Genomic DNA, 21,080 nt, shown 5'->3' on the forward strand with positions numbered 1-21,080 from the left:
CCGAGTGTCAGCATTGGCGAATGCGCCGCCGTTCAGCTCTTCAAGGAACTCGACGGTATCTGTTGCAATTGGCATTGCGGTTACCTCGGGTATGCGCCGCCCTCCGTGACCGGATGCGACAGTGGCAATTTGGGTTGTGGTGGGGTATTACGGGTGACCGGCATGGAGCCGGATCAAGGAGAGAAAATGGCAACAGATCGTGAGATAGCACTAGAACAAGCACTTGTAGCTGTATTCGATGCGGCATCGAGAGGTCAATGTAGTGCTGAGGTTTTGCTGGCCAGAGCAACCGAGATGCTTGTCCCCAATCATCCTCGCTATAACTGGCAGAACATCGATCAAACAAAATCCGAACTTTCGAGCGCATTCGCTACAGGTATGATGGGCTGATCACTTCATCCCCCGAATCCTGCTGAATCATCAGCATGCTTTTTCGGTGAAAAGCCAGCGACACGTTTTCGGGTATCTCGTAAACGTGTCGCGGTGGGGCCAGTAGCGGGGCGGACTTTTGAGGCCCTAATCCATGAAGGTGATGAATCATCAGCGTGATCGCCTCACCCTGTTCCTCGATGCCGCTCCAGGCCATCAGCTCAGCCAGTGCCTGTCGGGTGCCAGCCATGCAATGCAGCCGGATTTCTTCCTCTCCGCGAGTCTTTCGCCTCGCCGCAGTCTTTGCCGATCGTTCTTTCTGCGCGGCTGCCATGGGATACCTCTTCTATTCCGCTGACCGGCAAATCCAGCCAGGTTTGTCGTTTGCGTTGCTGCAAGCGCGCCATCCTGCGCATCAGGTCGTAGCCGGGAAGTCGAGCGAGTAATCGGCGATCAGCCGACGGCAAAGCGTTTCGCTTATGCCGAGGTGCTTGCTGGCCTTGTACCGCGTCATGCCGGCCGCTCTGCACTCCGCCAATTGAGCGGCCAAGGCGGATTTTTCGTCGTCGCTGATGAGTCGCCCGCGCTTGGTCTTTGGCGCCTCGATGTTCCGATAGCCGTACGCGGGCTTCGGGATTTGATTGACGCCTGGGCTGTCCTTGCCAATGCCAGTCGGAATCAGCTGCGCCTGACCCCCAGATGCGAAGAAGGCAGCTTTCGCCGCTTCCAGTCCGCTTTGCCGCTTTGCGGCTTCTTCGAATGCTTGGTCCATGTCAGGCACCGTTTAAATGGTGAAGTGGCGCAAAGGGGATGTCGTCGTCGAAGCTGTCGGGCGGGGCCGCTTGTTGGTTCTGCGCTGGTCGGGCCGCCGCTTGCTGCCGGGACTGTTGAGGTCTGGCCTGCTGCTGCGGTTGATTGGCCGCCTGAGGCGGTGACCCGACGAACTTGATCAGGATGATCTTGCCCGTCAGCTTGAAGCCCTCACCGCCGCCAGTCTTGGCATAGGTTTCGATGTGGGCGTCGTCCATGGTGAAGTAGACCTGCTGGCACTTGAGCAGGTAGGGCGCCATGGCTTCGGCCTGCTTTCCCCAGAGAGTTGCGTCAACCCATTGGGTCGGGCGTTTGCCGTCTTGGCCCTTGCGGCCGTAGTCGCAGGCCAGCGCCAGATTGATCACGGCATCACCGCCTGGGGTGTAGCGCAGTTCAGCGTCACGGCCAATGCGGCCGACGTCGGTAAGTGTTGGCATGGGATTTCCTTAAGCGGCGATGCCGAGCACGCGGTTCATGCGCTCGTCGAGGATTTCGTAGAAGGTTTTGACGCGCTCGTTCATCTTGCGAATCATCACTTCGTCGCGGTAGGCACGCTTCACAAACAGCTTCATGCCCGGCCAGTAGCTGACGAAGTCGATCCACTCGCGATCCGACACCCACAAGCCGCCCTGGCACTGCGCGACATGCTCCTTGGGGATCTCGCCGGACAGGATCACTTCCACCTGAAATTTCGGCAGCTTGGTCTTGATCTCGCACAGGCCGTCTTCGCCGATCAGCGAGTCTGGCGAGTAGCCGATACCGTGATTCAGGATGATGCCGACCTGCTCGGTGGTGACATCCAGTTGCGACTGGTACAGGCCGCGGGCGATGCCCTCGTATTCATGGCCGCGCTCGGTGTGGCGGTTACCCTGAAACGGATCGGCAGCTTCACCGGTGATGCGCTCGCCGATTAGCGTGTTCATGTAGGTGAATGCGCCGGCGCCGAAGCCTGCTTCACCCTTGCCGTTGACTAGCAGAGCGTCCAGCTCCGAGCAGGTCACGATGCCCAGGCGCAGGTCCAGCCACTCTTGAGTCCCTTGCTCAACGTTACTGATGATTTTCATCGTCTTTCCCTTCGGTGGTTTTGCTGTTTTGGGTCGCTGACTTGGTGAGCATGGCCAGCACCTGGTCAAACATGGATTTCTCAACGGAGGTCGGGGTGCCGTGGATGCCGGCGAAAGCGGACTTCGCTTTGTCGCTGCACTTCTCCAGCAACATGGCGAGCTGCGCAGCCTGGGCCGAGGTGACACGCGGGGTGATCTTGGCGGCCGGGCCGTTGCCGTCGTCGTCTTCGCCGGTAGTGGTGATGTTCAGCAGCAGGCCCGCGGTGTACCGCTTGCCGTAGCTGACGCTGGAGGCAACGGCCTGCACGCCGTTTTTGCTGCCCGATGCATCGACAGGCAGGACGATCGAGGTGATTTCCCGGTGCCCGGCGCGATGGCTCAGCACGCCTTCAACCTCGATTCCCCGCTCGTTGCGCGGAGTGCGGAAGGTGAGGGCAAAGCCATACTTGGCCATCACTGGCTTGATCATTTCGTTGATGTCTTCCCAGAGCGCGTAGGTGCTCTGGATTCGGCCGCTTTTGTCCTTGATGCCGCCACGTTCGCCGATCACCGGCATCTCTTCCTGCATCTGGGCCAGTGCGTCGTCGTACTGCTGTTTGGCCTGCTGCGCCTGAAAGCGCTCATGCATCGCCATCAAGCGTTCCATTTTGTCGATGTCAGCGTCGGGGCTCATGGCTACCTGCTGGATGATCGACATGATGGTCGCCGACTCGGTTTGAATGGCCGGCAAGCGCTCGACCTGGTCTTTCACTGCAAGATTGCTCATGGCGACCTCAGTACTTGATGGAGATGGCGGGGATGAAGCCGCTGGCGATCAGCTTTACAGCCAGTCGAGCGCAGTCTTCGGTCATTCCGTGCTTCATGAATGCCTCTTTCGAAGCCTTGTAGATGACGCCCTTGTGAACCCTGTCCGCCTCGCGCAGCTTTTCTTGGCGCAGGATCTCGTCCGCGGCTTTGTTCTGGCGGGCGATCTCGTCCAGTCGAGCTTGCTCAACCGCTGCGGCCTGACGCTGCTCGGCGGCAATGCGGTCCTGCTCGGCGCGGCGAATGGACTCGACACGATCAGCCTCGGCTTGCAGCTTCTGGCGCTCGGCCTGTTCGGCGGCCAGTTTCAGCTGCAGGGCCTGGTTAGCAGCGGCGGCCTCGGCCTCGCGGACTTTGCGCTCGGCGTCGCGCTGTGCCTGTGCAGCCTGATCAATCAGCGCCTGTTCGCGCTTGGCGGCTGCATCGCGTTCCGCTTGGGCCTTTTCTTCGGCTTCGCGCTGGGCTTTCTCTGCCGCCTCCCGGGCGATTGCTGCTTCATGGTCGGCTTTGGCTCGCGCCTCTGCTTCAGCGCGCAGCCTTGCCAGTTCCTCTTGCTCAGCTTCGTACTGCTGACGGGCGGCGAGGCCAGCGCGGAGAACGCCCAGCGCCTTGTCCTTGGCGCGAGCTGCTTCCGGTTCGAACTCTTCCCAGTCGGCGCCCATGACCACCGCTTCGAGCTGTGCTACTCGGTCGGCCAGGTCTCCGGCGGTGATGCCATCCAGATCCACGGCCAGCAGCCGGATGCGTTCGATTGCGTCGTTGTGCTTGTCGACCCGGGCGTCCTCGGCGGCCTGCCATTCGTTCAGCGGGCGGCGGACTTCTTCCTGCCATGAGTCCAATGTGTCGCGAACGCGTTTGCGCTCGGCGTCGATCTTCTTCGGCACTTCCTTCAGATCGGCGACCAGCTTCTTGCCGACATCGTCCAGAGCAGTCTTGGATCGGGCCACCTTGTAGGCCATGGAGGCGATCGCATCACGACCCTTGCGAGTGGTGATATCCGGCGTGAAGCCGTCGATCTCGGTGCGGATCTTCTGCAGCCAGGGCTCAAGGCCCTTTTCAGTGCTGTAAACGGCAAGGGCGGTTTCTTGCGGCGGCACTACGGCCAGTTCGGTATTTGCGGACACGGGAAATCCTTGCCGCGATGCACGCAGCGTTTGAAGGTGTGAGTTATTGAGTGAGCCGGCCGGAGTAGGCGCTTGCCAGCATCCAGGCAGTGAAAAGCAGAAGGGCGATGGCCGAGCCGCGCCATGTGTAGAGGCGCTTGGCGCGTTGGTAGGAGGTCATGGCCGAACCCTCACCGCGATCCTACCGCCCTTCATGGTCGCTGCCAGGCGCTGCGGCAGGTTAGCGACAAGCTCTTCACGGTTGCGGCCGATCACTTCATTGAAGGGAAGGCCGAAGCCGAGAATGGCGATGCGCCGCTCGATTTCATCGAGCTGCTCGTCGATCAGCGTTTTAACCGGTGGCGTACTCATGCGAACTCCTTGCTCTGCCGGCAATGCTTCAGCAGGCGCTGGCAGTAGTGGCTGAATTCTTCGAGGGTGATCAACTGATCTGTCATCAGATTGGTGATGACTTGCTGAACCAGAATGCTGTTGCCGGGTGGGCTGTCTGGATGCGCAAGGCTATCCAGCGCTTCGTCGATAAGGATGTGAGGGCTCATCAGTCGTCGTTCTCCGCGACCTGTTCCATGGCCAGGTCAAACCATGGTTCGACCAGATTAATAGCGATGTCCTGAGGGGCTTGCTGGCCCAGTAACTTTTCCGCGAAGCTCTTCACGTTTCCGCCATTGATTGCGGCAATGACCAGCTGCGCAAAGTTGTCCTCGTCGTCCTCTCCGTCGATCTGGCGCTGGTTCAACTGCGCCTGGACCTTGCCGAGGAAATCGGCGTAACCGATCACCTTCGTTTGGTGGCGAGTGCGGATCACAACGTCACAGCCCAGCACCAACTGCTCGGCGGCGTTGTAGGACCAATCGTCTGCGGCCTCATCACGCGCTGAGGTATCGTCAGGGATCATGCGGTCCCAGTGGGATTGTGCTGCTGCGAGTGCGTTCATGGTCGCCTCCAAGGTGGCGGGGTGTTGATCCAACAAAACTCGGCTGCACTCATCCATTCCGCAGGTTGCCGTTGGGCGCAGAGGGGAGTGCATGCGGGTGGTGTCGGGAGATAGTTGCCCAGGCCCGCTACTGGCGACGACCTGGGTTTGCAGCATCAGCAATGTGCGATGTCGTTCGGTTGGGCCTACCGGTCCCCGGTTGATGCGCGGTCACATCCTCAGCCCTGCTGTCCGCTGCCTGTCAGGTGTTGGGCGCAGCCTTCAGGCTTGCTGCGCCATGCAAGTGAATCGCTTACTGCTGCATGGCTGCCAATCCTCCGTGCTGTGTGCTTGTGAATGCAGGGGGCCGCGTTGCGCGGTGCAGAATCGTTCGCATCCGTCTGCCCACTCATTGAATGGGCAGAGGTGATGCTGGCGGTCAGTCGTCTTCGCCCTGGGCGAGCATTTTTTCGATGTCGCCGGCGGTTGGCTTCTTCCAGTTCTTGATCTGGCCGGTTTCCAGATCGATGTTGAGAATCAGGTAATCGCCGTAGTGATCCCCCGGGAAGAAGTCCGGCACATAGCCTTCGTAGCTGCCCACCTCTTGGCCCTGTGCATCCTTCAGGCCGCCCGCGAAGCCGTCGCGCACCTTGATGTGCAGGTGCAATTCGGTCACGTCGACCTGCACCGTTTTCTGCTGGTTGATCTGCATGCTGCTATCTCCGGCTGTTTTCCCAATGCACCCGGGTAACCAGGTGCATCAGTGAAAAATTCCGTTTCCGCCCCATGCTCGGCGCCTCGGTTTCCCCACCTGGCCGGCGTCACACATTTCGTGTTCGGTGTTCTTCGCCGGCTGGCTTGCATGGTTTGGCGTTCTCCCATGTAGGGAGTCCGGCCAGTTCCAGAGCTGGCATGGAGATCGAAATTTGTGTTTCGCGCTGTGCCCGTTGCCGGGGATCGATCCGCGAAGATTCCTGACTGTTAAAGAGCGGTCAGGCCCTTTGAGGCCCTTCGCAGTGGCGGTCCCTTTCCGGGTACTCGGTTGCGATGGCTGAACAATAAGCCAATGCCTAATACCTGTAAATAGGTAATGCCTAATTATTTTCGTGTGATTTTTCACGACGCGGAACCTCCGGTTTCAGGGGTTACATTTTCAAGCGACTGCGATAAGCTTTGCTAAACCTGTATGGATGTACAGCATTAGGGGCGAGTGTGGCGAAGTCGAAGAAGCATGAAACACCAGCAGATCGACAGGAGATGAGCGGAATAGAGAGGCTGGGGCTTCGCGTCTCATCGATGATCAATCACCCGGTTGCGCAGATTCAGCGTTGGGTGACGATCCACCGCTTGGACACGGATGGGGATAGGGAGTGGGAAGAAGTGATAGGGGTGATCGCCGACACGGATGAACTGGAACTCACGCTGAATGACGACGGCAGCGTGACGGTGAGGTGGGAGCAGCAGGAGCTGGAGACGGCGGGGAAGGGCGTGCCGGAATTTGATCTAGAGGAAGAAGCAGCGCCTTTCTGACACGAATGAAAAAGCCCGGACGCGGCGGGCTTCGATTTCGATCAGGCGGATGGAGAGCCAAACGCCGACCAAAAAAATAGCCCGCATGCGGGCGGGCTAAGGGATGTAAGGAGTAGCGACAATCTGCGCTTTATTCTGTGATCGCTTCGTGAAAAGCATGTCGCAGTAGCGAAAAAAGCCCGGCGCTGGACAGCCTTAGTCATTCATCAGTTCGGCAACTCCGCGCGTGATGAACTCCAAATTTTCATCGAGCTTGGTCAGAGAATTGCGGATTCTGACTGCATCCTCTGCCGGGCCATGCAGCTGCTCTATCCAAAAGGAGATGCCTTCAACTGCTTCTGCAATAGCGAGCTGGTTTTCGTTGAGCTTGTAGATCAGGGAAGGGATGAGGTCGTTGGTTGGCATGGCTTGGTCCTCCTTTACGTGAGGAAAAGCGTAGCAGGCAACAAAAAGCCCGCTCAGTGGCGGGCTTTCTGTACGGGGTCAAATCCTTTTGTCTGTTCAATCTGCGCTCCATTTTGTGAGCGTTTCGTGAAAAACATGTCTCCGAGATGGAAACCCGCTCAGTGGTGGCCTGTTTGCGACGGAGCGCCGTCAACTGAGGTCCGCGTAGACCGGGTGGGCACCACCGCTCTTACTTGCGCATTGCATCAGGTCGGCCGGACGCATCATTCCACCAGTGCTTGCCGTCCTTCTGCATCAGCCAGGGGCTGGAGAATTCGTGAAAGTGGCGAGGCTCGCTTCCTGAGTCGGATTGCAGGCGCTGATTTTCTGCTCGGCGAAAGGCCCGATGCCAGGTTGCTTTGTCGAAGGCTTCAGAGGTGGCACTGGTGATGGGGAATATCGGGGTCTTGCGGCGGCTTCTGCTCATAGCGGTACCAGGGCAGATGGAGCGCACCATTCGTGTGCTCGCCCTGAGTTGTGCAGAGCCGTTCAGATTATCAGCGAAGGACAGATACGAGAAGCCCGGTACATTGGCCGGGCTGTCTGTAGATGGGCCAAATCCCTTTGGCTGACTGCATTGTGCTGGGTAAGTGTGACGAAGGTGTGACGAGGCAGATACGAAAAGCCCGGCGCTAGGCCGGGCTATAAAATCGGGGAGAGGATACATTTCTATTCTTCGGGCGCATCGATCACGTCGATCAAGCGACTGATGGTGTATAGCGCAACGCGACCACCATGAATTGTTTGGACGATGACGTCGACAAGATAAGCTTTTTTGAACAGGAACTCTGTATCTAGCGCCATTTTCTGTTTGATGCTCTCATCTGCGAATCTGACGCTAACAGCATAATCCGCAAGATCGTCGATTCGCCCTTTGTCACCGGAATTTCCACTCAGTTTTTTGCTGGCTCTATCCCAGTAGAAAAGAACAGCTTCAAATGGTTGGCCAGGAAGAACCTCTTTTATTTCACCAAGCCTGCTCCTGGCAAACCCCAAAACGCCACGCGCTTGGGACTCATTGAGCGATATATTGATGTTGAAGGTTCCGCCTGAAATGGTCCCAATGTTCATTTGCGCTCCATTATCATGAACCGTTGGCTTCACGATACTGGAGATATTCTTCAGTGTTTTTTGCTCGTCGGCAACAGCTGGTCTCACTCCACTGGAGATCATCCAGTCGATTAGTGCTTTTAGGTAGGCAGCGAAATCTGAAACCCCCTTGATCCCATCCAGCAAAGGAATCGTGCCAGCAACGATCGGCATGAGATCAGAAATAATACTTCCGTCACGGACAGAGCCAACCGCCAGCTTGCATGTTCCGCGCTCGGCTTTCGACTGATAGAGCGCCATGAACTGCTCGTATTCATCAGCCATTGCCATCAGGCCGGCGGAATAGATCTCAGCGGAGACTGGCTTCTGATTTTTGATCTCATATCGCAGGAGATCAGGTTTTACATCCATGTTTCTCTCCACTGATTAAGAATCCCTGACGCGCCATTTGTAGTTACTCAACCTTCCCACGCACAATTCTTCCCACCTTCACCTCTTCAGCATAAGCAGTCAGCCGATCAGCTTGCTCATGCAGCCTCTCGATCGTCTCCATGGCCTCAAGAAGCTCGGTATCCCCGCGTTGCTTTGCCATCCTGAATAAGTCAAGGGCGGCTTCTTCGAGGCTGAAGGCAGATTCTTTCAAGTCGCGGCGCAGTTCTTGATTGGGTTTGGTGAGGGCCATGTTGACCTCAGGCTGTTGGCTCAGAAGCTTGGGCAGAGATCTCTGCCGCCCGTGCATTAAGTCTTGCTTCGTCAGCTTTAAAAACAGTGATCAGGTGATGAATCGCCTGGGCATCGATCTCATTGCCGGCGAGAGTCAGCCGCTCAGCGATACGCTTTAGCTCTACTGCCGACCACTTCAGATCGGAGGCGATTCCCTGGAGGTCGCGCTTCAGGTCTTGCTCTGGTTTGTTGAGGCCCACGCCATTCTCCACCATATTTCGAGTGGCCAAGTCAGTTGGTCTTTGCGCTTTTTATGTCGCTGATAATCTTTTGGGCGATAGCCTCTACCTGTTCTTGTGTCATGGCTGACATCACACCCTCCCAAGCAGATGAAGATGTGTCATAGGTGCGGGTGCCTATCAGGCGGCCAGACTTCAAATCTGAATAATCTGCACTTGAGTTGATCCAAGCGTTTCCGACCATCACACCGGCGGCATAGCGAGCACCTGGCGTCAGGTATCGGAAGTTGGTGACGTTGATGTTGATCTTGATGCCGACACTGTCTTTCTCTGCAGGGGTCGCCACATGCGATTCAGTCAGGCGGTAGCCAGCGCGGGTGGCTTCATTTTTCAGAGCTTCATTCCATTCTTGCCTAAGGCGAATCCAGTCCTCATTCTGCCGGACCTTGCCGTTCCCCTGAATATTCACTACCAGGTTTTGCTTGGCGGACTCTTCAATCGTTAGTGTTTCAGTACCTCCGCTTTTTACGGAGGCTGCACAGCCGCTAAGCAGAGAAACAAAAATGACACAAGACAGGGCGAGCAGGGATTTTATGCTTTTCATCGATTTCCATATCCAAAAACAGGCTGAGGTAAAAGCTAAGAGTCACTGCTGCTTTAAATGTGCAGGCTTAGATGCCTGCTACACCAGATGAGCATTCCACACCAGCAGCACGCGCGCCAGAATGTGCGTGTCGTCACGCCTTATCCGCTTGGTTGTGTGCCGTGCGTTATCTGAAATGATTTCAAAGTAATCAGCGTCAGCGACCTGCATGCGCTTGATGTACAGCAGGTCATCCCACGAATACAGGTAGATGCCGTCACCGACGAAGTCTCTGATACTGATATCTACGATCAAAGGGTCGCGATGCTTGATCGTCGGTTCCATCGACTGACCCCAGCCTGTGACAAGCTTGAGGTAGTTGTAATCCTCGTACTCAACACCAAGCTCACGAAGGTGTCTTTGACTTACGCGGATGTCCTTGAGCATTTCGGGAAAGTCGGCTGCTTTCTGCCCATCTCCCATAGCGCCGCGGATGTCGTAGTGCGCAATTCTGATTTCGTCACCGACCAGGCCGGGGCGAGAAAAGTCAGCGGTGATGACATTGCTCGGCTCTTCGGCCGCAGCCAGAAGCCGGTCCCGCGCTTCGTCTGACAGGCCTTTGCCCTGCTTAGCAAGCATTTGGCGAACCATGTCGGCGGCCGATGTAATCGGCGCTACGACTTTTTCAGGATCGTTCGCATCATTCTCAGTCTGGTCATCTGGCAGATTTCCTAAGGCGAAGCCGGGGCGCAAACCCCAGTGCTCCGGTCCGACGACGTCCGAAAAATAGTTAATGACATCCATCAGTTTCGATTTATCGATGCGGCCGTTTTTCACCCAGCCCTGTACCGACGGAGGCTTCACCAGGAAGTCGTCTGCGAGTTTCTTTTTTGATACGCCCTTGGCGATCCGTGCGGCCTCAATGGCGGCACCTAATTCCGATCCGGTAAGCATTGCCTAATTAGGCCTATTTCGGCATTGATTAGGCAATGGCTTGTCTATGATAAGGTAATGCCTTATATTCACATTTAATCTCCAGGAGAGAACTCATGAAATCAGCAGATGCAGCCAAAGAAGCATCCCGATTGCTGGGCAGTCAGGCGGAACTGGCTCGCCTGCTTCGGGTTACAGCACCCACCGTCAACCAGTGGTGTTCGGGCGAGCGCTCTGTACCAGCAAAGCGCGCCCTGCAAATCGAGGTATTGACCGAAGGCCAGATCAAAAAGGCCGACCTCTGCCCATCTTTTCCGTGGGGGCAGATCAGTTCTGCTCCCACCCATAGCCTTTCAGCCGCTTAACCAATTCCTATCGCAAGGAGCAAGACCGCATGTACGCCAATCCCAAGCACCTACATGACCGCGAGATCAAGGTCCGGGTCGATGAGGACACCTTCGATCTGATCCAGGCACTGGCGAAATTTCATCGCACGCAACGCGCCGTGTTGTGCCGTGAACTGCTGGAGGCCCAGCTGGCCGCCTTGTCTGCCGAGGATACAAGCGAACACAACGTGGCCTGAAGGCCCGAAGGAGGTCCCATGCCTATCGAACAGGTCGGCTTGGACCAGGGGCGGATGGCGCAACTTGAGCGGGAAGCAGAGAAAAGGGGAGTCACCCCTGAAGAACTGGCCGCCGAGTTGCTGCGTCGAGAACTGGCCAACCGAACCAAGCCCCGCAATCCGCGGGGAACCGTAGCACCGTTTTATCGCAAGGCCTGAGTAGGCCCTGAAACGTAACTGACAAGTCTTCATCCAGTCCCAACGCAGGGGAACACCTGATGGCCTATGACGACAAAGCTCACCGCAATGAACACCAGGTCAAGGTGCGACTGGATGACGAAGACTTTCTTGAGCTGAAGGAGGTCGCGCACGAGCTGAAGCTTCAGCACAGCGTCCTGGCTCGCGAAATCATTCGGGCGGCCCTGGAGCTCAAGAAAGAGCAGGGGCTGCTCTCGCTGATTAACGAAAAAAAACTCAGGGCCTGATCAGGTCATAGGGGGATCGATGCCTATAGCAACGGAGCAGCGAAACGAAGTGGAGATAGGCCGGTTCAGAAAGAACGACTTCGAGGATCTCGAGAAGTGGGCCGAAGAGGCTGGCATCAGTACCGACGACCTGTCCTCGCAAATTGTCCGGATGGCCACGCAGTACCTCGCGCAGCGCCGCTCAAGAACCAGCGATAACGTAGTCCCGTTTGGCCCTGTGGGATGACCGACTTGTCCCTTATTAGGGACTCGAAAGAAATGGTCCCTGTTCAGGGATCGCCAAATCACAGACACAAAAAAGCCGGGATTGCGCCCCGGCTGATTCGATGCAACTAAGTGAGGCGATTATGCACACATCCACAAACACCGGCAACACCCCCGCCAATCACGCGACACATTTCCTGCAATCGCAAAACGTGTCGCGCACCATTTCCAGCATTGAACTTCGCGACATGGTCAACAAGGCGCGCAGCCAGGCTGGCGAGCCCAAAGTCAGGAACGACCAGTTCATTATCCGCGTGCAAGACGAGCTCGGTGATGAGCTGGGGGAGTGCAAAACAATTGCACACCCCCAGAGCCGCGTGGACATGGCCAGCTACGACCTGACCCTTGATCAATGCATGCTTGTTGGTATGCGCGAGTCGAAGGCCGTTCGCCGATCCGTGCTGCAAAGGCTGAAGGAACTGGAAGGCCCGCGCGTCATTGGCACGCTTCCAGACTTTTCCAATCCAGCCGCTGCCGCTCGGGCGTGGGCTGAGCAGTTCGAGCTGCAGCAGGCTGCCAGTCAGGCCCTGATTGAAGCTGCGCCAAAGATTGCCTTCGTCGATAGCTACGTCGACTCCACCGGCCTCAAAGGCTTCCGCCAGACCGCCAAGCTACTCAAGGCCAACGAGTCACGGTTCCGTGAGTTCCTGCTCGACAAGAAAATCATGTACCGCATGGGCGGCGAATGGCAGGCCTATCAGTCTCACATCGACGCAGGGCGCTTCGAAGTGCGAGCCGGTACCAGTGAAAGCGGCCACTCGTTCAACCAGTCCAAATTCACCCCCAAGGGCGTCAACTGGGTTGCCGGCTTGTGGGCTCAGTACAAACTCCAGGAGGTCGCATGATGGCCGCGCTCCCTTACATGCAGTTCTACGTCGCCGATTACTTGGCCGACACCACACATCTGACTGCGGAGGAGCATGGCGCCTACATGCTCCTGCTGTTCAGTTACTGGCAGACAGGCAAGCCTTTGCGTATTGATCGACTCGCCACGGTCGCACGGATTCCCAACGAGCGTTGGCCTTCCGTTGCCGAAACGTTGAACGAGTTCTTCCATGTCACCGAAACCCACTGGGTTCAGTTCCGTGTTGAGGCTGATTTGGAGGCGGTTAACAGCAAGGTGGTTACCGCATCGAATGCCGGAAAGGCCTCAGCGAAGGCAAAAGCACTCAAAAAACAACAGGAACTCAACGACCGTTCAACGACCGTTGAAGATCCGTTGCAACGGAATGCCAACCATATAGATACAGATAAGAATAGAAAAGAACACCCCCTACCCCCTGAAGGGGAGGACCTGTTCGCCACGTTCTGGAAGCTCTATCCAAACAAAGTCGGAAAGGCAGCTGCGCAGAAGGCTTGGAAGAAGCTCAAGATCACTGACGGCCTGTTCGCCCTGATCGCCGAGGGCCTTGCCAAGCAAGTCGTGTCGACTGCTTGGACCAAGGACAACGGCCAGTTCATCCCGCACCCATCGACCTGGCTCAACGGTAAGCGCTGGGAAGACGAAGTACGCGAGCCGGCGCCGCCTGCGAGCAACGTCCACCAGTTCACACCGCGTCGTCAGGCCAACGGCCCAGACTTCGACGACAAGAGCTGGGCCGATGACTTGGGGGTGTTGTGATGAAAACCCCGAATCATCTCATGCAGACGCTGGGTAACCTGCCTGCGGTGGAGGTTGCTCCGCTCAAGATCGACACTGGTACCGCCGACGTCGTGAACTCGCTGTTCAAGGAGTTACAGGCGATCTTCCCGGCGTGGCGGCAGGCCTGGCCAACCGATGAGGCGCTGATGACTGCCAAGCGCACTTGGGTGAAGGCGTTCATGGCCGAGGGCATCAAGCGGATTGAGCAGATCCGCTTCGGTCTGCAGAACTGCCGCAAGCTGGGTAGTGACTTCGCGCCATCGGTAGGGAAGTTCATCCAGATGTGCCAGCCGACCCCTGAAGCGCTCGGTATTCCATCCCACGAAGCCGCTTACGCCGAATCCGTCGCCAATGCTCACCCGAGCATGGCTGGTGGTCGGGAGTGGTCGCACCAGGCCGTGTACCACGCTGCCAGCCAGTGCGGCTTCCACGCGCTGAACACGATGAAGGCCGAGGTCAGTCGCAAGCTGTTCGACCGTAACTACGACATCACCATCCGCATGATGCTGGCTGGTGAGCGCCTGCGGAACATCCCCCTCGCACTGCCTGAGCGCGTAGACGGTCGCGTGACTGCGGCGGTCGGCAACAAGGCGCTGGCGGATCTGCGCAAGAAGCGGGGAGGGCATGCACATGGGTGATTACACCGAACTGAAACGGTTGCTCAGCGCCTGCCGTGCAGAAAACTGCGATGGCCCGCGTGAGTTCCAGAAGGCGGTCGACGCTCTGTTCGAAGTCTGCTCGATTGAAACGATTGCCGGGCTGGTCGCCGAGAACGAGGCGCTGCGCAACGCTGCCTCAGAGGTGCTGGACTGGACCGAAGCGAATCATCGGCCGCCGGTGGCTGACCGGTTCGAGCATGGGCGTATGGCGCTGGTTCGGCTGCACGCCTTGGCCGATTTGCATGCGGCGTTGGGAAAAGGGGGCGTCAATGACCGATAAAATCTCCGTCAACAGCCAGGCCAAGCTGTCTGAGGCCATCACCAGCCTGACCACCATGTACCGCGACAAGAAGTTCGTCGTCGTGTCGCTGCGCCCGGGGAAGGACCGCACGCTCGACCAGAACGCACTGTGGTTTTCCCTTTACCAGCGCATCGCTGCGATAACGCAGATCGGCGACGTGGAGGACGCTCGCCGCTACTGCAAGTTGCACTTCGGCGTTCAGATCCTGCTGAACGAGGACGATGACTTCCGCAACTCCTGGTATCGGACCATGCGTCACCTGAGCTACGAACAGAAGCTCGACCTGATGGGGGCCTGCCCGCTGTTCGGGCCGGATGGATTCCCCGTAACTCGATTGCTCTCTCGTACCCAGGGCATCGCCTACACCGATCGCATCGTTGCTGACTTCACGGCGCGCGGTGTGGTGTTCGCGGATCTGCTGGGTGAGGTGGCTGCATGAACCATCATTTCAAGGCGGGTGACCCAGCGTTGACGTTGGTTTCGCGGTACGGGATTTCCTCAATGTCTCAGGTCGATCTAGTGATTTTTCGGCTCAAGGGGCAGAAGGCTCAAGAGCCAGACGGAAAGTTGTGGGTAGCACCGCATGACGGATGGATCGTCGGGCGCGATGGGGTGGACGGCTACGGGTTTTTCAAACCTGAGCAGCTGATGCCTCTGCGCGGCGACTTCGCTCCAGAGCAGCAGAAAGCCAAGGAGGCCGAACCATGCGCGTAACCCTCAAGGAGAGGAAAGCACCCAAGCCTAAGACCTGCGACAACCCATCCTGTGGTGCCTCATTCGTCCCTCAACGGCTTGGCCAAGCGGTGTGTAGCTACACCTGCGGACTGGCCATCAAGGACGTGAATCAGGAGAAGGCGCGCAAGGCGATTGCGCAGATCGAGCGCAAGGAGATCAAAGTCCGCAAGGAGAGGCTGAAGAGCAGGGCGGATCACCTGCGCGAGGCGCAGGCCGCGGTGAACGAGTACGTCCGCCTGCGTGACGCGCACCTGCCGTGCATCAGTTGCGACTCGATGCCCAGCGATCACGACCTGATCACGGGCAGCCGCTGGGATGCCGGGCACTACCGCTCGGTTGGCGCCTGCCCTGAACTGCGCTTCGAGCCGCTGAACATCCATCGCCAGTGCGTGAAGTGCAACCGCAACCTTTCCGGCAACGCTGTGGAGTACCGCATCCGGTTGGTGCTGCGCATCGGCGCCGACAAGGTGGCCTGGCTCGAAGGGCCTCATCAGCCCCGCAAGCACACCGTCGACGAAATCAAAAGCATCAAGGCCGAATACAGAGCCAAGACCCGCGAACTGAAGAGGGCTGCAGCATGAACTACCACAACGTCATTTCGGCGGTCGTCCGGGCTCTGGCTGCGGAAACCATCAACAGCGCCGGCGGGTGCGGCGTCGAGCCTCGCGTACAGACCAGCAAGCTGAAGGGGGAGATCACTGGTAAGGACGCGGCGCTGCTGGCTGACTGCATGGTGCACAAGCTCCTGCATGCCCAGCTCGCCCCGCGGCACTGGAACGCCCTTGTGGCGAAATACAGCACGCACCGTGGCCGCAAGATCGATTCGATCGGCCGTCTGGTCGCCGTGGTGAAGACCCCGGCACCGCAGCGCTTCACGCAGCAGGCCGTCTTGGTGTGGGCGGTACCGCAGCAGGTGAAGGGCATTCAGCGAGCGGTGACCCAGATCAAAGCGCCGGAGCACCGCGAGAACAAGGAAAAGGGACAGTGGGATTGGCGCAACGCGGCGGCGGACGCTGACGTTGCTCGGGCCAACAAGCATGCGCGCGCCGTAGCAGAGAATAAGCCCGGGGAGATGATCGTCCTGGCCAATTCGAACTACGACATGACGAACTGGGATTCCCAAGGGCTGACAGAGCGCACCTACCAGCGCTGGAACAAGGCCATCAAGGAGGGTTTGGAGTCGCTTGTAAACGAGGCTCTGGTCGAGGCGCAACACATGCTTGAAGCGGTCGGAGTTCTCGAAAGCGAGGCGGCATGAAACAGTCCCTCAAAAGGGCTTGCAATGTCATGTCGCTATGTCGCATTATTCACCCATCCTGTCATTTCTGCGCGTATCGAGGAGTGGCGGCCCGGGCAGGAAGCTGCGGCTTCGGAGCAGGCGGGTTGTTGATGTTTGGAGGGCTGGCAGTAGTATTGTTTTTTTGGTTCCTGCAGGCTCGCATCGATACACCAAACGCATCACAACAACCTGGACAAGAAGGAGAAGGGCGTATGAAGACACTCATTAAGAAAACGTTGGTAAATTTCCTCGCAAACGCATCAACGGCCTTCTACGTCAACAACCTGCCTGCTTTGACCATTCGAGCACCTCGGTAACGCCGAGGATGTTCAACCCGTAAAACCGTGTCGCTTGTCTGGCACGACCAATACCGAAACCCGGCCACCGCGCCGGGTTTTTTATTGCCTCGAATTTACCTGTAGCCAGGGCAGCCTTCGGGGTGGCCTGGACGTCGATAGCCGGATAGTGCGACGTACGGAATCAACACCGGCAGCCCGCGCACTCTGCCATCACACGCTTGTGGAGTGGCGCGAGACTGGATCAGCGAGATCGATGCAGAAGGGGCATCGACGCTGTGATGGTCTTTGGCCGACAGCTCGGAAAGACGAGCACCCCTATTCAGGGCCTCTGCATTCGCAGGGGCTTTTTCGTATCTGGCACCCACGCCATCGTCTTTGCTCCGAGCGGACGAAGGAGGCGGGGAGTGCCGGACCTATTACTACGCCGAGATGCCGAGGCGCCATGAGATCCCATCTTATGTCCGAGCCAGGACCACTTACCGCTGCAGGCGGGATCGCACTGTACAAGCTGGGAGCCTTCGGCTTCGTGGCTGTCTTGGCTGCTGTCGTCGTTATGGCGATGACATTGCCCAAGACGGTGCGCGAGTTCGTCGTCGCAATGATCAGCACGTCGGTGTCCAGCATCTGCGGCGGCGCCTTCGTCGTCCGGTGGCTGGGCCTTGGCTCCTGGGCGAATGACGACGTCGGGGTGATCGCCCTGGGCGGAATCATCTTCGTGTGCGGCCTGCCTGCGTGGGTATTGGTTCGCGCCTGGTTCAAGTGGGCCGAGAAGCGCCGCGATAAAGACCTGACCGAGATAGCCAGTGATCTTGCCGAACTGCGCAAAGCGGTAACCGGTGCCAACCAACAACAGAATCCGTAAGGGGATGACCATGCAGCTGATCGAAAACTGGAAACAAGCGCTGAGCATGACCAGCGTTCAGGCGGGCGGCGCAGTTGCTGTGCTGGGTATCGCTGAGCAACTGATGCCATCGCTGCAAGCCGTGCTGCCACCGATTGCCTATGGTGCGCTGGGCCTTCTGGTGATGATCGCTCGAGTGATCGTCCAGAAGAAGCTGAGCAAGTAAACGAATTCGCGACACGTTTCGCGAGTCAGAAAATTGTGTCGCGACCAGCGACGAGGAATCTCCATGGACAATCAGCACAAGAAAATCACCGGTTACCGCGACCTGACTCAATCGGAAATCGACGGCATGAATTCGATCAAGGCGCCCGAAGCTGATGCCGGCGAGCTGTTCAAGCAGATCGGCCAGATTGAAGGCGTCGACCCTCGACTGCTCGCCCTGGCCAAGACCAATCTGCAACAAGGCTTCATGTGGTTCGTTCGCTCGATCGCCAAACCTGCCGACCCGTTCAGCTGATGAGCAACGTAACGCGTCTTCATCACGCACTACCGTTGAGCAACGACATCAACAAGGCACTGACCGAGCTGGATAGCGCGATCGCCAAGGCCATCGACGCTGCCAAGGCTGCCGGCCTGCCGCAGGGCCTGATCGTCGCAGAGCTGCACGGGCACACCCATGCGCAAACCCACTTGATGGTGAAGGCATGACCGCAGACATCCACGACATCGCCGAGCAGCGCCCACACCTGACAGTAACGGCTGATGACGGCGTCCATGTGCTGCCCTGTGAGCTTGTTCGCTCTGTAGTCGCCGGCGAGAAGCCATCATCGGTTCTGACCGAGCCAGTAGTGCGCCGGATCATTGAAGAGTGGCTACAGCAGGTGACGGCATGACGGCCAAGCTGATTGATTTCAAGCGTGAGGGCTGGCGCGACGCTGCCAAGACCCTGCGCAAGATTGCGGATGACCTCGATGCAGGTGTGCATCCGGAATGCACTGTGGGCGCGTTGACCATCATCGGGCCGAAAGGCGAGGTTACGGTATTCGGCTTGGGGCCTAAGTGCGACGACCTGCAATGCTTGGGTGCCATGCGCCTGGGTGAGCAGAAGTTGATTGATGTGCTGCTGGATGGCGGGGAAGGGTAGGTGTGCCGCAGGTGAGTGCGGCACGGATGGATCACTTGTCGTTAGCTTTCAGTGCGGCCTGAATCTTGTCGGCGTAACCCGACAAGTTGCCAAGTTCGTACTCCAGGTTGATCGAATCAGGGCTGGCTGCTTTCGCATGGATCAAAGTCAGAGCGGCCGTAACAGCAGCTTCGCGACGAGCCGTCGCAGAGCCTTGGCTGATGCCAGTATCTTTGAGCAGGTTTTTAAAGTTTTCGGACATGTTGCTTTCCTTGCTGCTGAGTTGAACCCTACCAATACCGGCAACCCGCCACTATTTCAAGTATCAGAGAAATCATATGACAACAAAGCAACCCGACTGGGAGGCGATCGAACGAGCCTACCGGGCCGGGTCGCTTTCGGTGCGAGCAATCGCGGACCAACACTCCCTGACTGATGGCGCGATCCGCAAGCGGGCCAAGAAGGAAGGGTGGGCACGCGACCTGACTGTAAAGGTCCAGCAGGCCACCAAGGATAAGCTGGTACGCGCCGAGGTACGCACGGACGGTACGCAGGACGCAGTGCGTACCGATGACGACATCATCGAGGAAGCATCCGATGCCGCGGCCTCTGTCGTGCTGTCGCACCGTACCGGGCTGGCCAAGTGGCGAACCATTGCCGAAAAGCTCTGCACTGCACTGGATGATATGGATGTGGTCGACGAGAACCTGGGCGACTTCTCCCGCGCGCTGAATGCTGGCGTCGATGCCCAGCTCAAGCTCATCAAGGGCGAGCGCCAGGCCTACAACCTCGACACCGACGAAGGCAGTAAGACTGTCAACGACCTGTCCGAGCTGATGGACGAGCTATCGAAGGAAGCGTGACCGATGAAGCCCGAGCACAAAGCGCTGCTCCGGGATCGATTCTGGCGGCTGAACAATCTCTACTGGATCACCGACAAGAACGGTAAGAAAGTCCGCTTCCGCATGACGCAGGAGCAGATCGACTACTTCCAGGGCATGCACACCCGAAACATTATCCTCAAGGCGAGGCAGCTTGGTTTTACGACTCTGGTCTGCATCGTCCAGCTGGATGCGGCGCTGTTCGAAGCGGCGAAGTGCGCACTGATTGCTCACACGCTGAACGACGCCAAGCGGCTGTTCCGGGAGAAGGTCAAGTACGCCTACGACAACCTACCGAAAGAGATCAGGGCGGCCAACCCGGCACGCAACGACGCTGCCGGAGAGTTGGTGTTCAGCAAAGGTGGCTCGCTCTACGTCAGTACGTCCTTCCGGGGCGGCACGCTGCGCTATCTGCACGTTTCCGAGTTCGGGAAGATCTGCGCCAAGTATCCGCACAAGGCGCGGGAGATCGTCACTGGTGCCTTCGAGGCGGTGGCGGCAGATTGCTTTGTCACCATCGAATCGACGGCAGAGGGTCGGGCCGGTTACTTCTTCGACTACTCGCAGAGCGCCGAGAAGCAGCAACTGTCCGGCACGCCGCTGGGGCTGCTGGACTGGAAATTTTTCTTTTTCAGCTGGTGGCGTAACCCGCTGTACTGGCTGGACCCGGCGACGGCGGTTATCCCGCAGCGCCTGACTGACTATTTCAACGACCTGGAGGCCAAGCACGGCATCCAGACGAACCCAGGGCAGCGCGCCTGGTACACCGCCAAGGAGAAGACCCTCGGCGATGACATGAAGCGCGAGTATCCGTCGATCCCTGTCGAAGCCTTCCAGCAATCGGTAGAGGGTGCCTACTACGCCCAGCAGTTCACCAAGCTTTACGCGGCAGGGCGAATCGGCAAGCTGCCGAACAACTCGCACCTGCCGGTCATGACGATCTGGGACATCGGTGTCGGCGACTCAACGGCCATCTGGTTCGTGCGTCAGGTCGGCACCGAATACCACGTCATCGACTACTACGAGAACAGCGGCGAAGGCCTGCGGCACTACATGAAGGTGCTCAAGGACAAGGGTTACACCTATTCCGAGCACTGGGGGCCGCACGACATCGAAAACCGCGAGTTCGGTAGTGATGCCAAGACGCGCAAGGAAATTGCCCAGGAAGGCTACGAGATCGACGGCCAGCGTTACAGCCTGACATTCACGGTCGTGCCAAAGATTGGTGTCGATGACGGCATCGAGGCGGCCCGCGAGATCCTTCCGCGTTGCGCGTTCGATGAGGAAAAGTGCGACGAAGGCATCACCCATCTTGAGGGCTATCGCAAGGAGTGGGACGACAAACGCGGGTGCTGGAAAGACAAGCCATTGCACGACGGCACGTCTCACGGCGCTGACGCCTGGCGTTACTTCGCGGTCTCCCAGACCAAGCGCAAGACCATGACCGATATCCCCGTCACATTCACCTTCTGAGGCCATC

Annotated in this window: 41 protein-coding genes; 23 read left to right on the plus strand and 18 right to left on the minus strand. The window is 58.1% G+C overall.

Annotated elements, in window-relative coordinates:
* Positions 1 to 186 precede the first annotated feature (186 nt).
* Positions 187 to 390 (plus strand): hypothetical protein, encoded by a 204-nt coding sequence (locus BSF40_RS32345; protein ID WP_141249804.1) that lies wholly within the window; start codon positions 187 to 189, stop codon positions 388 to 390.
* Here the strand turns inward: BSF40_RS32345 and BSF40_RS26395 are convergent.
* From BSF40_RS26395 to BSF40_RS26440, 10 genes are all read right to left on the minus strand, one after another.
* Positions 371 to 703, minus strand: coding sequence for a hypothetical protein (locus BSF40_RS26395; RefSeq protein WP_095967485.1), 333 nt, complete (start codon positions 701 to 703; stop codon positions 371 to 373). The two genes, BSF40_RS32345 and BSF40_RS26395, sit on opposite strands and share 20 nt — an antisense overlap.
* Positions 704 to 784: 81 nt before the next feature.
* Positions 785 to 1,141: a hypothetical protein gene (locus tag BSF40_RS26400; protein ID WP_095967486.1), complete on the minus strand. Its 357-nt coding sequence runs from the start codon at positions 1,139 to 1,141 to the stop codon at positions 785 to 787.
* 1 nt (position 1,142) lies between these two features.
* Positions 1,143 to 1,616: a single-stranded DNA-binding protein gene (gene ssb / locus BSF40_RS26405; protein WP_095967487.1), complete on the minus strand. Its 474-nt coding sequence runs from the start codon at positions 1,614 to 1,616 to the stop codon at positions 1,143 to 1,145.
* A gap of 9 nt (positions 1,617 to 1,625) precedes the next feature.
* Positions 1,626 to 2,243, minus strand: a complete 618-nt coding sequence (locus BSF40_RS26410; protein WP_095967488.1) for a lambda exonuclease family protein — start codon at positions 2,241 to 2,243, stop codon at positions 1,626 to 1,628.
* Entirely contained in the window at positions 2,227 to 3,009 is a 783-nt protein-coding gene (locus BSF40_RS26415; RefSeq protein WP_095967489.1) for an ERF family protein, read from the minus strand. The genes BSF40_RS26410 and BSF40_RS26415 overlap by 17 nt, the downstream gene beginning before the upstream one ends.
* Positions 3,010 to 3,016: 7 nt before the next feature.
* Positions 3,017 to 4,171 (minus strand): hypothetical protein, encoded by a 1,155-nt coding sequence (locus BSF40_RS26420; RefSeq protein WP_095967490.1) that lies wholly within the window; start codon positions 4,169 to 4,171, stop codon positions 3,017 to 3,019.
* A 156-nt stretch (positions 4,172 to 4,327) separates the two neighbouring features.
* Positions 4,328 to 4,522: a hypothetical protein gene (locus BSF40_RS26425; RefSeq protein WP_095967491.1), complete on the minus strand. Its 195-nt coding sequence runs from the start codon at positions 4,520 to 4,522 to the stop codon at positions 4,328 to 4,330.
* A complete protein-coding gene (locus tag BSF40_RS26430) occupies positions 4,519 to 4,710 on the minus strand; it encodes a hypothetical protein (protein WP_095967492.1) in 192 nt (63 codons plus the stop codon). Before BSF40_RS26430 ends, BSF40_RS26425 begins: the two co-directional genes overlap by 4 nt.
* The gene (locus tag BSF40_RS26435) at positions 4,710 to 5,105 is read right to left on the minus strand and encodes a hypothetical protein (RefSeq protein WP_095967493.1); all 396 of its coding nucleotides are present in this window, start codon (positions 5,103 to 5,105) and stop codon (positions 4,710 to 4,712) included. The genes BSF40_RS26430 and BSF40_RS26435 overlap by 1 nt, the downstream gene beginning before the upstream one ends.
* 418 nt (positions 5,106 to 5,523) lie before the next feature.
* Positions 5,524 to 5,796, minus strand: a complete 273-nt coding sequence (locus tag BSF40_RS26440) for a hypothetical protein (RefSeq protein ID WP_095967494.1) — start codon at positions 5,794 to 5,796, stop codon at positions 5,524 to 5,526.
* 545 nt (positions 5,797 to 6,341) lie between these two features.
* Here BSF40_RS26440 and BSF40_RS26445 point away from each other — a divergent pair.
* A complete protein-coding gene (locus BSF40_RS26445) occupies positions 6,342 to 6,614 on the plus strand; it encodes a DUF1654 domain-containing protein (protein ID WP_172435759.1) in 273 nt (90 codons plus the stop codon).
* A 195-nt stretch (positions 6,615 to 6,809) separates the two neighbouring features.
* On the opposite strand, the gene BSF40_RS26450 is transcribed toward BSF40_RS26445, so the two are convergent.
* The 7 genes from BSF40_RS26450 to BSF40_RS26480 form a co-directional block, all read right to left on the minus strand.
* Positions 6,810 to 7,019 carry a hypothetical protein gene (locus tag BSF40_RS26450; RefSeq protein WP_095967496.1) on the minus strand — a complete coding sequence of 70 codons (210 nt, stop codon included), beginning with the start codon at positions 7,017 to 7,019 and terminating at the stop codon, positions 6,810 to 6,812.
* 229 nt (positions 7,020 to 7,248) lie between these two features.
* Positions 7,249 to 7,485, minus strand: a complete 237-nt coding sequence (locus BSF40_RS26455; protein ID WP_095967497.1) for a hypothetical protein — start codon at positions 7,483 to 7,485, stop codon at positions 7,249 to 7,251.
* 242 nt (positions 7,486 to 7,727) lie between these two features.
* The gene (locus BSF40_RS26460) at positions 7,728 to 8,519 is read right to left on the minus strand and encodes a hypothetical protein (RefSeq protein WP_095967498.1); all 792 of its coding nucleotides are present in this window, start codon (positions 8,517 to 8,519) and stop codon (positions 7,728 to 7,730) included.
* A gap of 43 nt (positions 8,520 to 8,562) precedes the next feature.
* Entirely contained in the window at positions 8,563 to 8,790 is a 228-nt protein-coding gene (locus tag BSF40_RS26465) for a hypothetical protein (RefSeq protein ID WP_095967499.1), read from the minus strand.
* A 7-nt stretch (positions 8,791 to 8,797) separates the two neighbouring features.
* Entirely contained in the window at positions 8,798 to 9,031 is a 234-nt protein-coding gene (locus BSF40_RS26470) for a hypothetical protein (protein WP_095967587.1), read from the minus strand.
* A 31-nt stretch (positions 9,032 to 9,062) separates the two neighbouring features.
* The gene (locus BSF40_RS26475; protein ID WP_095967500.1) at positions 9,063 to 9,614 is read right to left on the minus strand and encodes a DUF4410 domain-containing protein; all 552 of its coding nucleotides are present in this window, start codon (positions 9,612 to 9,614) and stop codon (positions 9,063 to 9,065) included.
* 78 nt (positions 9,615 to 9,692) lie between these two features.
* The gene (locus tag BSF40_RS26480) at positions 9,693 to 10,547 is read right to left on the minus strand and encodes a S24 family peptidase (RefSeq protein WP_095967501.1); all 855 of its coding nucleotides are present in this window, start codon (positions 10,545 to 10,547) and stop codon (positions 9,693 to 9,695) included.
* A gap of 95 nt (positions 10,548 to 10,642) precedes the next feature.
* On the opposite strand from BSF40_RS26480, the gene BSF40_RS26485 reads away from it, so the two are divergent.
* The 19 genes from BSF40_RS26485 (at position 10,643) to BSF40_RS26575 (ending at position 18,740) form a co-directional block, all read left to right on the plus strand.
* Positions 10,643 to 10,891: a Cro/CI family transcriptional regulator gene (locus BSF40_RS26485; protein ID WP_095967502.1), complete on the plus strand. Its 249-nt coding sequence runs from the start codon at positions 10,643 to 10,645 to the stop codon at positions 10,889 to 10,891.
* Between the two features lie 29 nt (positions 10,892 to 10,920).
* Positions 10,921 to 11,109 carry a hypothetical protein gene (locus BSF40_RS26490; protein ID WP_095967503.1) on the plus strand — a complete coding sequence of 63 codons (189 nt, stop codon included), beginning with the start codon at positions 10,921 to 10,923 and terminating at the stop codon, positions 11,107 to 11,109.
* Positions 11,110 to 11,127: 18 nt separating this feature from the next.
* The gene (locus BSF40_RS26495; RefSeq protein WP_095967504.1) at positions 11,128 to 11,307 is read left to right on the plus strand and encodes a hypothetical protein; all 180 of its coding nucleotides are present in this window, start codon (positions 11,128 to 11,130) and stop codon (positions 11,305 to 11,307) included.
* A gap of 59 nt (positions 11,308 to 11,366) precedes the next feature.
* Entirely contained in the window at positions 11,367 to 11,573 is a 207-nt protein-coding gene (locus BSF40_RS26500) for a hypothetical protein (protein WP_095967505.1), read from the plus strand.
* Positions 11,574 to 11,920: 347 nt separating this feature from the next.
* On the plus strand, positions 11,921 to 12,682 hold the full coding sequence (locus BSF40_RS26510) for a phage antirepressor KilAC domain-containing protein (protein WP_095967507.1): 762 nt from the start codon (positions 11,921 to 11,923) through the stop codon (positions 12,680 to 12,682).
* Positions 12,679 to 13,458 (plus strand): DUF1376 domain-containing protein, encoded by a 780-nt coding sequence (locus tag BSF40_RS26515; RefSeq protein WP_095967508.1) that lies wholly within the window; start codon positions 12,679 to 12,681, stop codon positions 13,456 to 13,458. The genes BSF40_RS26510 and BSF40_RS26515 overlap by 4 nt, the downstream gene beginning before the upstream one ends.
* Complete coding sequence (locus BSF40_RS26520) at positions 13,458 to 14,117, plus strand: replication protein P (RefSeq protein ID WP_095967509.1); 660 nt, start codon at positions 13,458 to 13,460, stop codon at positions 14,115 to 14,117. Before BSF40_RS26515 ends, BSF40_RS26520 begins: the two co-directional genes overlap by 1 nt.
* Entirely contained in the window at positions 14,110 to 14,418 is a 309-nt protein-coding gene (locus tag BSF40_RS26525) for a hypothetical protein (protein WP_095967510.1), read from the plus strand. Before BSF40_RS26520 ends, BSF40_RS26525 begins: the two co-directional genes overlap by 8 nt.
* On the plus strand, positions 14,408 to 14,878 hold the full coding sequence (locus BSF40_RS26530; RefSeq protein ID WP_095967511.1) for a hypothetical protein: 471 nt from the start codon (positions 14,408 to 14,410) through the stop codon (positions 14,876 to 14,878). Before BSF40_RS26525 ends, BSF40_RS26530 begins: the two co-directional genes overlap by 11 nt.
* A complete protein-coding gene (locus tag BSF40_RS26535) occupies positions 14,875 to 15,153 on the plus strand; it encodes a hypothetical protein (protein WP_095967512.1) in 279 nt (92 codons plus the stop codon). The genes BSF40_RS26530 and BSF40_RS26535 overlap by 4 nt, the downstream gene beginning before the upstream one ends.
* Positions 15,144 to 15,755 carry a recombination protein NinG gene (locus BSF40_RS26540; protein WP_095967513.1) on the plus strand — a complete coding sequence of 204 codons (612 nt, stop codon included), beginning with the start codon at positions 15,144 to 15,146 and terminating at the stop codon, positions 15,753 to 15,755. The genes BSF40_RS26535 and BSF40_RS26540 overlap by 10 nt, the downstream gene beginning before the upstream one ends.
* Positions 15,752 to 16,432 carry a hypothetical protein gene (locus BSF40_RS26545; RefSeq protein ID WP_095967514.1) on the plus strand — a complete coding sequence of 227 codons (681 nt, stop codon included), beginning with the start codon at positions 15,752 to 15,754 and terminating at the stop codon, positions 16,430 to 16,432. The genes BSF40_RS26540 and BSF40_RS26545 overlap by 4 nt, the downstream gene beginning before the upstream one ends.
* The gene (locus BSF40_RS32350) at positions 16,429 to 16,770 is read left to right on the plus strand and encodes a hypothetical protein (protein ID WP_141249805.1); all 342 of its coding nucleotides are present in this window, start codon (positions 16,429 to 16,431) and stop codon (positions 16,768 to 16,770) included. Before BSF40_RS26545 ends, BSF40_RS32350 begins: the two co-directional genes overlap by 4 nt.
* Positions 16,771 to 17,209: 439 nt before the next feature.
* The gene (locus tag BSF40_RS26550; protein ID WP_095967515.1) at positions 17,210 to 17,614 is read left to right on the plus strand and encodes a hypothetical protein; all 405 of its coding nucleotides are present in this window, start codon (positions 17,210 to 17,212) and stop codon (positions 17,612 to 17,614) included.
* Positions 17,615 to 17,624: 10 nt separating this feature from the next.
* Complete coding sequence (locus BSF40_RS26555) at positions 17,625 to 17,819, plus strand: hypothetical protein (RefSeq protein ID WP_095967588.1); 195 nt, start codon at positions 17,625 to 17,627, stop codon at positions 17,817 to 17,819.
* Between the two features lie 63 nt (positions 17,820 to 17,882).
* The gene (locus BSF40_RS26560) at positions 17,883 to 18,113 is read left to right on the plus strand and encodes a hypothetical protein (RefSeq protein WP_095967516.1); all 231 of its coding nucleotides are present in this window, start codon (positions 17,883 to 17,885) and stop codon (positions 18,111 to 18,113) included.
* Positions 18,113 to 18,304 carry a hypothetical protein gene (locus BSF40_RS26565; RefSeq protein ID WP_095967517.1) on the plus strand — a complete coding sequence of 64 codons (192 nt, stop codon included), beginning with the start codon at positions 18,113 to 18,115 and terminating at the stop codon, positions 18,302 to 18,304. The genes BSF40_RS26560 and BSF40_RS26565 overlap by 1 nt, the downstream gene beginning before the upstream one ends.
* Complete coding sequence (locus BSF40_RS26570) at positions 18,301 to 18,489, plus strand: hypothetical protein (RefSeq protein WP_095967518.1); 189 nt, start codon at positions 18,301 to 18,303, stop codon at positions 18,487 to 18,489. The genes BSF40_RS26565 and BSF40_RS26570 overlap by 4 nt, the downstream gene beginning before the upstream one ends.
* Positions 18,486 to 18,740 carry a hypothetical protein gene (locus tag BSF40_RS26575; RefSeq protein ID WP_095967519.1) on the plus strand — a complete coding sequence of 85 codons (255 nt, stop codon included), beginning with the start codon at positions 18,486 to 18,488 and terminating at the stop codon, positions 18,738 to 18,740. Before BSF40_RS26570 ends, BSF40_RS26575 begins: the two co-directional genes overlap by 4 nt.
* 31 nt (positions 18,741 to 18,771) lie before the next feature.
* Here BSF40_RS26575 and BSF40_RS26580 read toward each other — a convergent pair whose 3' ends face one another.
* Positions 18,772 to 18,981 (minus strand): hypothetical protein, encoded by a 210-nt coding sequence (locus BSF40_RS26580; RefSeq protein WP_095967520.1) that lies wholly within the window; start codon positions 18,979 to 18,981, stop codon positions 18,772 to 18,774.
* A gap of 76 nt (positions 18,982 to 19,057) precedes the next feature.
* Between BSF40_RS26580 and BSF40_RS26585 the strand changes: the two genes are divergently transcribed.
* Together BSF40_RS26585 and BSF40_RS26590 are read left to right on the plus strand one after the other, a co-directional pair.
* Entirely contained in the window at positions 19,058 to 19,582 is a 525-nt protein-coding gene (locus BSF40_RS26585; RefSeq protein ID WP_095967521.1) for a hypothetical protein, read from the plus strand.
* Positions 19,583 to 19,585: 3 nt separating this feature from the next.
* Positions 19,586 to 21,073 carry a terminase gene (locus BSF40_RS26590; RefSeq protein ID WP_095967522.1) on the plus strand — a complete coding sequence of 496 codons (1,488 nt, stop codon included), beginning with the start codon at positions 19,586 to 19,588 and terminating at the stop codon, positions 21,071 to 21,073.
* Positions 21,074 to 21,080 lie beyond the last annotated feature (7 nt).

Source organism: Pseudomonas sp. ACN5 (assembly GCF_002303975.1).
GTDB classification, from domain to species: domain Bacteria; phylum Pseudomonadota; class Gammaproteobacteria; order Pseudomonadales; family Pseudomonadaceae; genus Aquipseudomonas; species Aquipseudomonas laurylsulfatiphila.